The sequence below is a fragment of the Shewanella sp. 125m-1 genome (assembly GCF_052977065.1).
In genome coordinates this window covers 1-12884 of record NZ_JBRILT010000025.1, presented here as the reverse complement: position 1 = coordinate 12884, position 12884 = coordinate 1, and the positions used below count along the sequence as shown (strand labels likewise).

At 41.2% G+C, this 12884-nt stretch carries 8 protein-coding genes; 4 read left to right on the top strand and 4 right to left on the bottom strand.

Features of this window, described 5'->3' with window-relative positions; all coding sequences use genetic code 11:
* Window positions 1-32 precede the first annotated feature (32 nt).
* From ACVBIK_RS12215 to prmB, 3 genes are all read right to left on the bottom strand, one after another.
* The gene (locus ACVBIK_RS12215; RefSeq protein ID WP_447164123.1) at window positions 33-1196 is read right to left on the bottom strand and encodes an MFS transporter; all 1164 of its coding nucleotides are present in this window, start codon (window positions 1194-1196) and stop codon (window positions 33-35) included.
* The gene (aroC, locus tag ACVBIK_RS12210) at window positions 1196-2290 is read right to left on the bottom strand and encodes a chorismate synthase (protein ID WP_447164122.1); all 1095 of its coding nucleotides are present in this window, start codon (window positions 2288-2290) and stop codon (window positions 1196-1198) included. The genes ACVBIK_RS12215 and aroC overlap by 1 nt, the downstream gene beginning before the upstream one ends.
* Window positions 2291-2429: 139 nt before the next feature.
* Window positions 2430-3374 carry a 50S ribosomal protein L3 N(5)-glutamine methyltransferase gene (prmB, locus tag ACVBIK_RS12205; protein WP_447162026.1) on the bottom strand — a complete coding sequence of 315 codons (945 nt, stop codon included), beginning with the start codon at window positions 3372-3374 and terminating at the stop codon, window positions 2430-2432.
* Window positions 3375-3453: 79 nt separating this feature from the next.
* On the opposite strand from prmB, the gene smrB reads away from it, so the two are divergent.
* Window positions 3454-3984 (top strand): endonuclease SmrB, encoded by a 531-nt coding sequence (gene smrB, locus ACVBIK_RS12200; RefSeq protein ID WP_447162025.1) that lies wholly within the window; start codon window positions 3454-3456, stop codon window positions 3982-3984.
* 95 nt (window positions 3985-4079) lie between these two features.
* On the opposite strand, the gene sixA is transcribed toward smrB, so the two are convergent.
* A complete protein-coding gene (gene sixA, locus ACVBIK_RS12195; protein ID WP_447162024.1) occupies window positions 4080-4550 on the bottom strand; it encodes a phosphohistidine phosphatase SixA in 471 nt (156 codons plus the stop codon).
* Between the two features lie 370 nt (window positions 4551-4920).
* On the opposite strand from sixA, the gene ACVBIK_RS12190 reads away from it, so the two are divergent.
* From ACVBIK_RS12190 to ACVBIK_RS12180, 3 genes are all read left to right on the top strand, one after another.
* Window positions 4921-7710 carry an insulinase family protein gene (locus ACVBIK_RS12190; RefSeq protein ID WP_447169784.1) on the top strand — a complete coding sequence of 930 codons (2790 nt, stop codon included), beginning with the start codon at window positions 4921-4923 and terminating at the stop codon, window positions 7708-7710.
* Window positions 7711-8007: 297 nt separating this feature from the next.
* Window positions 8008-12291, top strand: a complete 4284-nt coding sequence (locus ACVBIK_RS12185; protein ID WP_447169799.1) for an EAL domain-containing protein — start codon at window positions 8008-8010, stop codon at window positions 12289-12291.
* Window positions 12292-12413: 122 nt separating this feature from the next.
* The coding region (locus tag ACVBIK_RS12180; RefSeq protein WP_447169783.1) for a hypothetical protein at window positions 12414-12884 on the top strand (471 nt) is incomplete at its 3' end.

Sequence of the window (12884 nt, the reverse complement as noted above, 5' to 3'; positions counted from 1 at the left end):
AACCTAGGCAGAAACCGGTCAAAACTAGCTTACTAGGCTATTTTCCCCTGCGTTTTAGGAATGAACAACACCGCCAACATAGACAAAAATGCACAGCCCGCCGCAAAGACCCAAGCCGACACGGCCCCAGAGCCATCTCCCCAGATAATGCCACATAGCCAAGTACCTAATGCACCGCCCACGCCAAAACTTAAGCTGGCATATAGCGCTTGGCCTTGGCTTCGACGGCTAATATCAAAATGTTTATGCACAAACTGAATAGATGCGGCATGAGTTAAGCCAAAGGTGAAAGCATGCAATAGCTGACTGATACTAAGATATAGGATATTTTCAACGCCGTACGCCAGCAACAGCCAACGCACTGCCGTCAGACCAATACTGACCACCAGCAGCGTTTTAACCCCAAAGCGGCCTAATAACCTTGGGGCGTACATGAACATGACGATCTCAGCCATCACCCCAAGGGCGACGAAGATCCCTGCAGCAGATTCTGAATATCCCGCCTGTTTCAGATAAAGCACAAAAAAGCCATAAAATGGCCCTGCACTCATCTGTAGCAACATGGCTGAAACTAAGAACCAGATTAAGGCTTTATCAAACACCAGAGGCCTACGGATTTGATTTTTTTCTACAACGGCTCGATTAGACGGTAATGGCAGAGCACTAATTAGCATGCCGATAAATAATGTCATACCAATATAGGGTAAAATCTGTGGTCCCCAGTGTCCAATAGCAAAACCACCACTGACCACCAGCACGATATAGCCAACACTGCCCCAACTTCTAATCGCACCGTATCGATTCGCGTCATCACCTAACGTTTCAAGAGTGATAACCTCAAGCTGCGCTAATATCGCGTTCCAAAAAAAAGTATACACGGCTAAGCTAATGGCTAAATAAGCTAAACCGCCATCATAGAAAAAGGTGAGATAACTTAATGCTGCAGCGCCGGCACCGATTTTAATTAGCTCGGAGCGCATCCCGGTTTTATCGGCAACAATGGCCCATAAGTTCGGCGCGATGATCCGCGTGCCCATTAAAATTGCGAGTAAGAAGCCTATTTCTTGAGCGTCAAAACCTCGACTATCAAAAAAAACGCCAAGATAAGGCACCATGATGCCAAGAATAGAAAAGAAAAAGAAATAACATGCACAGAGCCAGCGTAATTGCTGCTCTGTGCTCTTAGGTTGAAACATTAACGCATTCCGATAATAGGTGTACTGCTATTCACATCCATATTTTGCGCGCGGTGACGTAAGAGGTGATCCATCAATACGATTGCTAACATGGCTTCTGCAATCGGTACCGCTCGAATACCGACACAAGGGTCGTGACGACCTTTAGTCACTACTTCAGCAGTTTCACCTTGAGCTGTCATACTTTCACCAGGCACGCTGATACTTGAAGTGGGTTTCATCGCAATATGGGCAACGATTGGCTGGCCTGATGAAATGCCGCCTAAAATACCGCCAGCATGGTTTGATGCAAAGCCTTCAGGTGACATTAAGTCTCGGTGCTCTGAGCCTTTTTGATTAACCACTTCAAAGCCATCGCCAATTTCAACGCCTTTTACCGCGTTGATCCCCATTAGGGCATGAGCGATATCGGCATCAAGTCGGTCAAAAACTGGCTCGCCAAGTCCTACAGGTACGCCCATGGCAACCACTGACACTTTAGCGCCAATCGAATCACCACTCTTTTTAAGATCGCGCATATACTCATCTAATGAATCTAACTTTGATGCATCAGGGAAGAAAAAAGCATTTTGCTCTATCTGTGCAAAATCGACAGTCTCAGCGGAGATTGGACCTAGCTGTGACAGATATGCATGAATTTCAACGCCGTGAACTTGCTTCAAATACTTTTTAGCTACGGCACCTGCTGCAACGCGCATTGCGGTTTCACGGGCAGATGAACGCCCACCACCACGATAATCGCGTTGACCATACTTTTGTTGATAGGTGTAATCTGCATGTCCTGGACGGAACAAATCTTTAATATTTGAGTAATCTTTGCTGCGCTGGTCGGTGTTTTCAATCAACAAGCCAATTGAGGTGCCTGTTGTTTGCCCCTCAAATACGCCTGAAAGAATGCGTACTTCATCAGGCTCGCGACGAGCGGTGGTATAGCGTGATGTGCCTGGGCGGCGTCTATCTAAGTCGTGCTGCATATCAGCTTCTGTCAGCTCAACCCCTGGAGGGCAGCCGTCGATAATGCAACCAATAGCGACACCGTGGCTTTCACCGAATGTTGTTACTACGAAGTTTTGACCAATACTGTTTCCCGACATTCGCTTTATCGCCCTCTATCTCGTTATTCTAATTATCATTTACCCGCGCTGTGTCGGTAAATTTCCTATTCAATACCAATCTAGGTGTAGGAGTACAAATTGGTATTAAAGCCGCAGGCAAGCCTACGGCTAGAGTCTATTATTCACTATCTTTGTAGATAACGAAAAGTGATTCATTTTCAACTAGCTGGTCGCGCGTTAAGATAAACACACCGTCGCCACCATTTTCGAAGTTAACCCAAGTAAACGGCACATCTGGGAACTGCTCGTTCAAATGCACCATTGAGTTACCCACTTCAACCACTAGCAGGCCATCTTCGGTGAGATAGTCAGCAGCATTGGCAAGAATACGCTTAGTCAGATCTAAGCCATCACGACCTGATGCCAAACCAATTTCTGGTTCATGATGATATTCATCAGGCATATCACCGATATCTTCAGCATCTACATAAGGCGGGTTCGACACAATTAAATCGTAGTGAGGGCCTTTTGGAATAGCAGAGAATAGATCTGATTCCATTGGGAATACTCTGTCCATCACCTCAAGCGTCTCAATATTGATTTGCGCAACTTCTAGCGCATCAACACTGATGTCTAATGCGTCGACTTCAGCATCTTCAAACTCATAAGCGCAAGCAATAGCAATACAACCACTGCCGGTACAAAGGTCAAGTACACGGTTAACTGGCTTGTTGTATAACCAAGGACTAAAGCGATTTGCGATTAGCTCTGCAATCGGCGAGCGAGGAACAAGTACACGCTCATCCACATAAAACTCTAACCCAGCAAACTTTGCTTTATTAGTTAAGTATGGAACGGGCAGACGCTCTCTTACGCGGCGAATGATAAGCTCAACGATTTTATGCTTTTCACTGCTGGTTAAGTTTGAGTGAAATACTTGCTGACCAATTTCTTCCGGCAAATGCAACGCATGGAATACTAACGCGATGGCTTCATCCCACGCGTTGTCAGTACCATGCCCATAGTAAATGTTTGCATCATTAAAACGACTGACCCCCCAACGTAGCATATCGCCAATAGTGCGTAATTCTGTTACCGCTTCATCAACAAAAATCTTATCCAAAATTCACTCCAACTTTTTAATTCCGATTCATTGTAACTGAACTCTATTCATATGGCATCGGATTCAATAAAATAGAGAGATGAATAAAAGCAAAGATAATGATGATTTGGCTCTTTTTGCTGAGCTTACAAAAGGCATGAAACCTTTTCAGCAAAATAAGCGCCATTTCACTACGGCTCCTAAAGACCGAAAAATAATTGAAGAGAAAGAACAGCAGCTACATGCAGATAGCTATTTCTCTGACACCTATCAGCCCCTTTTGCCGGTAAACGGCCCGATGAAGTGGGCCAGAGATGATGTGGACAGCTATGAGGTCAAACGCCTACGCCGTGGTGACTACATGCCCGATCTACTATTAGATCTGCACGGTATGCGCCAAACCGAGGCCAAACTAGAGCTTGCCGCATTAATCCAGGCCTGCATCAAACAGCAGAGCCATTGCTGCTGCATTATGCATGGCCATGGCACCGGTATTTTGAAACAAAATATCCCAATGTGGCTTGCACAACATCCCCATGTAAAAGCCTTTCATCAAGCGACCAAAGAATGGGGCGGCGATGCGGCCTTGTTGATTCTTATCGACATTGGTGACCAACCCTATCGCCGCTAATACATAAGTGGATAAAAATCAGCCAATAAAAAAGTTAGTCTTCTCTATATTAGAATGACTCACTTTTTTATAGTGCTAACCCCGTTCAGTTCGCGTTAGCTAATTGAGTGCGGCGCGTGCTGCCAAACCAAGGTATTTCGGTTATTTTGTCTTTCAATCAAGGTAACTCCCGAAGTGGCAAACAACGGCGGCTCGATACCTGGAACCAATTCACTCACCAAATAACCTAATAGCGGCATGTGAGCTAACACTAACACATTTTCTGCCTTATATTGCTCAGCGTAGGCAAGTACGAGATGAGCGACTTGCTCAGGATCTCCCGAAGGCACTAATTCATCTAAGGTTATCCATTTAGAAGGCTCTGGAAAGTGTTTGCTGACCTCTTGCCAGCTTTGCTGCGCCCTTAAATAAGGGCTCACTAGCACTAAATCAAATTGCTTGATAGTGAGTCCTAACCAATTACTCATCAGTTGGGTGTGGTGACGTCCGTTATCAGTGAGTGTGCGTTCTCTATCAGAATGAGCGCTATAACCCGCTTCTCCGTGACGCATTAAAAATAGCTGCATGCTGCTGGCTACTCCCGATTCTTTATTGTTATGCTTTAATTGTAGTCCGAATCCATGCGCCAACATACCGTTATTTAGTTATTAATTAGTCGAATAGATATCTAGCAACTAAAATGTTTTTTAAAAGGCTAAGCGCTTTAGCTGAACGAGAGTGACAATTTTTAGCCAAAAATCAGTTTATTTTTAAGTTTACAGCCGTTGTGTTTGAAGATACGCCAAAATGATGGCAAGTTAACTCAATAAATTGAATTAACAATATTTTACTCAAACAGTTACTACTCAAAGCGTTACGTTTATTGGTTTTGCCTAAATGTTGGCACGGAAGCGGCTTAGTCACCCACTTGCCTCTTCCAGATACTGGAGTCATACCTTGCCCAAAGCTAAACAGATAACAACCAGCCCAAATGATCACAGACACTATCGCCATTTAACACTTAAAAATGGTTTATCTGTACTCCTGGTTGAAGATCAAAAAGCCACTCAAGCAGCGGCATCGATGGCAGTGGCGGTTGGTCACTTTGACGATCCTATCGCACGTCCTGGTATGGCACACTTTCTTGAGCACATGCTGTTTTTAGGTACCGAGAAATATCCTGATTCTGGGGAGTATTCTGCATTTATCAATCATCACGGCGGAACCAATAACGCCTGGACAGGTACAGAACACACTAACTTTTTTTACAGTATTCACGCTGACCAGTTTGAAAATTCACTCGATAGATTTAGCCAATTCTTTATCGCGCCACTGTTTAATATCGATTTAGTAGATCGAGAACGGCATGCCATTGAATCTGAATTTAGTATGAAGCTAAAAGATGATATTCGCAGAGTATACCAAGTACAAAAAGAGACGGTGAACCCAGCGCACCCTTTTTCAAAGTTTTCAGTAGGCAACCTCAAGACACTAGCAGGAGAAGAGAGTCTGTTAAGGCAGGAACTACTTGATTTTTATCAAGCCAAATACTGTGCCAGCGTGATGACCCTGTGTCTAGTTGCGCCAAAATCATTGGATGAACTTGAGTCACTCGCTATACAATACTTTAATGAGATTAGTGATCACGCTCCTGTCGAAAACTACCCAGATGTATCGATTTATCTACCAGAGCAACTGCAAGCTCAAATCAACATTTTGCCTCTTAAAGAACAAAAGCGTGTCGCAATTACTTTTGCCCTCCCCGCTCTAGAACCGTTTTACCAACACAAGCCGCTGACTTTTATCAGCCATTTATTAGGCTATGAAGGTAAAGGAAGCTTATTGTCCTATTTAAAAGAACGAGGACTTGCCAATAACCTGTCCGCCGGTGGCGGCGTTAACGGTTACAACTTTAAAGACTTCAATATCAGCATTCAGCTTACAGACCGCGGTCTTGCAGATTTACATACTGTTATTGAATCAACATTTGAATATATCGAGTTAATCCGTACTGAAGGTTTACAAGCATGGCGCTACGATGAAAGGGCTGCCTTACTAAGAGTTGCATTTCAATATCAGGAACAAGTTGACTCTCTCGATTTAGCCAGCCACTTGAGTATCAATATGCATCATTATGATGTTGAGGATATTATTTACGGTGATTACCGTATGGACGGCCTCAGAATAGCGGAAACTGAACAGCTTTTGGCACTTATGGTACCGTCTAACATGCGACTACAGTTAATTGCTGCAGAGCTAGATACCAATACAAATGCCGCTTGGTATCATTCCCCTTATCAGATAAAAGCAATTCCAAGCAAAGATATTAGCCGTTGGTCAAAGCCAGTTATCCGTGACGAGCTTTGTTTACCGCCTAAAAACCCTTTTATCAATAAAGAGTGTGTTGCTCGACCCGATAAGAGTCAATCGGCAGTACCCACAGTAGTTGCACAAAAAGCGGGTTATCGTATATGGCACCGTAAAGACGATGAATTCAATGTACCTAAGGGTCATTTGTATCTGTCACTTGACTCGGCTCAAGCTGCTGCATCTCCAAGGCATGCCGCATTGACCCGACTATACGTTGAAATGTTACTCGACTATTTAACAGAATATACCTATCAAGCAGAAGTGGCGGGTCTCAGTTATAATATCTATCCTCATCAAGGAGGGATCACCCTGCATCTAACTGGTTTCACAGGCAAACAAGAAGCCCTGCTTGAGCTGGTTATCGCAAAAGCCAGAGAACGTAACTTCACCCAAAGCCGTTTTGATCTAATTAAACGTCAAATTTTACGTGCTTGGTATAATCAGTCTCAAGCCAAGCCAATCTCACAGCTCTTTACCAGCCTAACGGTAACCCTACAAAAGCGCAGTTTTGAGCCTTCAAGAATGGCTGAGATCCTCGAAGAAATCACCCTCGATGATCTACATGATCATGTTAAAAGCTTCTACGAGAAAATTCATTTAGAGGGACTCGTTTATGGTGATTGGCTAAAGAGTGAAGCCAAAGTGTTAGGCGAGCGATTAGAAAGAATCTTGTCGCTAGTAACAACCCCGAGTAAAGAGTCATCTCGTGAGCTTATCGACCTGTCAAACAAAGGCAGTCTGTTACGTGAGATCCCTGTTTCTCATCCAGACAGTAGCATTATTGTGTACTACCAGTCCGATGTTGCGACGCCTGAAACCATGGCACTGTTTAGCCTGCTAAACCACACCATGTCGTCGACCTTCTTTCATGAGTTGCGAACCCAGCGTCAACTAGGCTATATGGTCGGTACAGGCTATCTCCCTTTGAATCGCTACCCCGGTATTATTTTCTATATTCAATCTCCCACCTCTGGACCTAAGCTATTGCTAGAAGCAATAGATGAGTTTATTGCCGACTTTGCTTATGCCGTTTTGCAAATAACCAATGAGCAGTGGGAATCAACTAAACTCGGTCTCATCAATCAAGTGCTAGTAAAAGACTCGAGCCTTAAAGTTCGTAGTCAACGTTATTGGTCGAGTATCGGCAATAAAGACTACAAATTTAATCAAAGAGAGTGTGTTTCAGAGCAAATAAAACAGCTCACTCGTGCTGATTTGATCAAGTTTATTATGCAGAAGATGCGTACAAAACACTGCGATCGCTTAGTCTTGTTTAGTACTGGTGACTCACATTTAGAGCAGCCACCTTTAGAATCAGACAAAATGATCACTGATCTGCGAGCATTTAAGCAAGGTGCACAGCAATTTGATTATTAGAACATTTACTTAATAAAAATATTTAATAAATATGCAATTATGTCCAAGCACACCTTTTAGCTTAAACACCATAAAATTCAACTTAACGCAGGCCTTTCATCTAAAAAGTGACACCTAAGTAAGGTATTACTCTACCAAGGCAACGATATAAAGTTTAACTTACATATGGATATGAGAGGTAAGAATGATTATCAGCTACATTTACCACCCAAGGTTTTGACAATGCAGTCACTTTCTGAAAAAGTGGGGATAACAAACAGTTGCCTGTCAAAACTGGCTAATAATCAAACAAAAAATATGCCTAAAACTCTATTAAAAATAGCGACTTTCCTCCTCTTTACCATTTTTATGGCGAATTCCGCTGTCGCGTTAACGCTTAACTCCATTTCTTTAGGTGTCCCGGACGGTTTATCCCAAAGCAATGTCACATCCATTGTTGAAGATGCTGATGGCTACATCTGGATTGGAACCGTTAATGGCCTTAACCGATATGACGGTAAAGAGTTCCGCCATTATTTCCCCTCGCCTGAGAACGAGTTACCTAGCGCATTTATTCGCAGCCTGTTTATCAGTGAGCAAGGTGTGATGTATATAGGTACAGATAAAGGCCTCGCTGTTTATGATCGAGATAAGGATCGAATTGCTTCCTCTTCTGCATATGGCTTAAACCTTGATGAACCTATCTGGTCAATATTTAAAAACAAAGATAAACTTTATCTAGGAACTGAAAACTCACTTTATATAGTTAATGAAATGTACGACAACAAGTTGCATTTAAATATAGAAGACGCTTACACGGGTGACTATTCAGGAATAAAAGAAATTGCATTCATAGAAAAAAGCATATTTATTCGAAATTATTCTGGCAGTGTTATAAACATAACAAATAGTGAAGAAGTTGTATTCAATAACGTGCATTCCATGTTAACTAAACAAAGTGGTCTATCATTTTTTACAAGCAAAGGTGTGTATCACTACGAAAACGGTATTTCAAACAAAGTTAATAACACCACTTACACAAGCGTCACCTCCTTAAAAGAGGGATTCTTAGCTTTGTCTGACAACCGTATTTATGACGTTACGGATATACAAAACACGAAGTTTATTGGCACACTCAATACCCCAATTCAAAATATTGAGTACGCAAAATTAACAAGAGGAAAAGATAGAACCTTCATATCAAATCAAGATAATGGCTTTTTAATTGTTGACGATAAAAGAAACTTAGTTCAAACAAAGAAAGTGATGGGTGGAAATGTATGGTCGATTTCAGAGTCAAATACTTCAGATGTTCTAGTTACAACTGATGATCCATTTATACGAATATATGATTCTAATCTAACACTGAAGGAGCAGTATAACTCTAACATTAAAGGTCCTAAGTCAGCATCGGTACTAAATGGAAAAATATACGTAGCAAGTACTAATGGTTTTGAAGTTATTGATATCATTTCAGGTAAAATCAAAAAAATTCTTAACGGAACATTCTTTGTAACTAAGGTTCTCAAAGACAAACAAAGTATTATTATTGGGTCTAGCATTGGTGAGTTAGTAACTTATAATACTGAAACAAATGAAGTGTCAACACTCACCGTCGACTCAAGCAATCCAATATTTGATATAAAAGAGTATAATAACAATTTATATGTAGCTACCCAAGGTGGGCTATTCAAAGTATTCGACGGTAGTGTAAAATCATTATACACTGAACAACTAGTTATTAGCATTGATGTATTTAATGATGAATTACTTTTTGGCACAGGGAAAGGCCTTAATTCTTACAGCTTTAAATCAAAAACAATCAAATCTATACACTCAAATAACAAACCAATATTCTCAATATCACATAGCAAAAGTTATATTGTTGCATCCTCATTAAACGAGCTAATTACTATCAACCGACACAATGGAAAAGTGGCAATAATAAATAGTGATTTTGGGGTCCAAGATGAATACAATGCTCATTCTATATTGAAAGCAGATAAAAACATTTTAATAGGTGGGATATCTGGCTTAAGTATAATTTCAATTGAAAAAATCAATAACTACTTAATGACAAGTGAAGCACCAAGAGCCATACTTGAAAATCTGTTAATATTTAATATCCGCGAAGGTACAAATGGTAAGATTTTAGACAAGCAACTATCTAAAACCGATGTCATAAAACTTAAATACTCTGACTATCCGTTTACAATTACTTTCAGCAGCCCAAGCAGTAATTTTAAAAACATTAATTATGCCTATAAAATGCAAGGCCTTTCTGATACCTATATTCACTCAAAAGGAACAAATTCTGCTACCTACACAAATCTATCTCCAGGAGATTATCAGTTTTCTATCTATGCTATCGATCCCGTTACCGGAAAGCATGGGGATACCCGTAAATTAGAAATTGAAATCACACCTCCCTGGTGGCTCTCAACGGCGGCAAAAATTGTGTATTTTATCTGCGGATTATTAATATCAATCTTAATTATCAAAACAATTTTGCGTCGCCGAGAAATTCAAAAGCAGATAGCTAAGAGCGAAGAACGATTAAAGCTTTCTTTATGGGGTAGTGGCGATGAGATGTGGGACTGGGACATTGAAACTGGCCAGATTTATCGCTCAAATATTTGGGGATCATTGGAATTCCCACAAGATGGTCAACGCTCTGGCAGTGAGGGAGAAGAGAGTAACATTCATCCAATGGATCAAGAGCGCGTTCGTGAAGCATTAAACAAACATTTTTACGGCGAGACAGATCATTTTGAAGCCGCCTATCGTGTTAAAGGTAAGAATAATGAATGGGTTTGGATTTTAGACAGAGCAAAAATCGTAGAGCGTGATGAAGATGATAATGCCCTACGCATGACGGGTACAATTAAAAATATCAGTAACTTTAAGCAGGCTGAAGAACAATTAAGGCTATTTGAGCGAGCAATTCAAAATATTTCCGAAGGTATGTTCATACTGGATCGAGACTTCAAATTTGTAGAAGTTAATGAAGCATGCTGTGATTTGGTGATGCAAAGTAAAAACGATTTTATTGGTAGCCTATTTAATTTCGATCTTTACCCAGACAGTTACTCGGAACAGATCCGCACCATTTTGAAACAGCAGGGGCGCTGGAATAACGAAGTCGAATCAACTCGTGGCAACGGTACTAGCTTTTTAATGGAGCTCTCTATCGATGCTATATATGATGAACAAGGGGAACTGTCTCACTACGTAGGGGTATTTTCTGATGTCAGTCGTCGAAAACAGCAAGAAGAGGAGCTGAGAAAGCTCACCAATAATGACCTGTTAACTAATCTCCCTAACCGTTCCAACTTAATGGTGACCCTAGGTAACTTAGTAAAAAGAGACTCTCACCATACGTTAATGGTACTCGATTTAGATAATTTTAAGAAAATTAATGATTCTTTAGGTCACCAGGTCGGTGATGAATTACTTATTCAAGTGTCAGAGCGAATTCAAGTCGCCGTCCCTAGCCATACTAGTATATATCGCCTTGGCGGAGATGAGTTTGCCATCCTAGTTGATAAAAACCCCGATATTGGTACCAGCGCAATCATAGCTAAAAATGTCATTCATGCTTTCGAAGCACCTTTTGATTTAAGTAAAGAAAGAGTCGTCGTGGGTTTAAGTATCGGCATTGTGCTGTACCCTGAAGATGATCAAAATGAACAAGCATTGTTAAGAAAAGCAGACATTGCCATGTATCATGCAAAATCTGCTGGTGGTAACCGATATCAGTTCTACTCAGAGTCGCTTAATAAGAATGCAATCAGACAGCTTGAAGTTGAGAACCTCATTAGAGAGGGGCTCAAAGATGATCTATTTGAAGTCTACTATCAACCAAAGGTCGACCTTAAAACTGGCCATATGGCGGGCATGGAAGCATTAGTTCGCTTAAATCACCCAGAACACGGCCTCATTCCACCTAATAAGTTTATTCCACTTGCTGAAGAGAATGGCCTAATTGTCGAAATTGGTGATCTTGTGTTGAAAAAGGCTTGCTTTGCTGCGCAAAAATGGCGTTCACAAGGTTTATTTAACGGTCGAGTCGCCGTCAATTTATCGTCAAAACAGTTCGCATTACCTGATTTACAACAACGAATTGAGTCAATTTTACGTCTAACTCAATTACCAGCCGCTAATCTTGAACTGGAAATAACAGAAGGCACCGTTATTAAAGAGCCTGAAAAAGCCATTAAAGTTATGCAGCAATTATCTAAAATGGGGGTCAGTCTAGCCCTCGATGACTTTGGTACGGGTTACTCTTCCCTCTCTTATTTAAAACGATTCCCTATCCACACGCTAAAGATAGATAAGGCCTTTGTGGATGATATTGATAAATCTGACCGTGATTTAAAAATGGTTGATTCAATTATCACTATCGCCCATAACATGGGGCTTTCAGTCGTTGGCGAAGGAGTCGAAGATGCTTCTCAGCTCAGTATATTACGCGCGTTAAAGTGTGAAGAGATCCAGGGGTATATTTTCAGTAAAGCGGTTACAGAACCTGAATTTACTCAGCTACTGCTCAACGACACCACCGAGCACCCCATCTCACAATTTAATGCAAAGAGAGGCTAACAAAGCAAGCTAAAAGAAAACAAAAACAACACGCAAAAAAACATTGGCACAACAACTGCAACAACCTTCTCATAAGTCAAAAAATATTACTTTATATTTAAAACTCTACGAGAAGGTACACAATGAAAACAATTATTAAAGGTTTAGTTACTTCAGTTGCAGTTACATGTGCCCTACCAGCTTTTGCTTCTATGAATACTCAGCAGTCTCAACTAAGTCATGATGATCTAATTGCTCATAAACAAGTATTAGAATTAACTGGCATCCCACACATAAAATATAAATCGATACAAACTGCTGGTATTCCACATATCAAGTATGAGCCATTGCAAACTGCAGGTATTCCACATATCAAGTATGAACCACTGCAAACTGCCGGTATTCCACATATCAAGTATAAGCTACTGCAAACTGCCGGCATTCCACATATCAAGTATGAGCCACTGCAAACTGCCGGTATTCCACATATCAAGTATGAGCCTCTGCAAACTGCCGGTATTCCGCATATCAAGTATAAGCCACTGCAAACTGCCGGTATTCCACATATCAAGTATGAGCCACTGCAAACTGCCGGTATTCCACATATCAAGTAT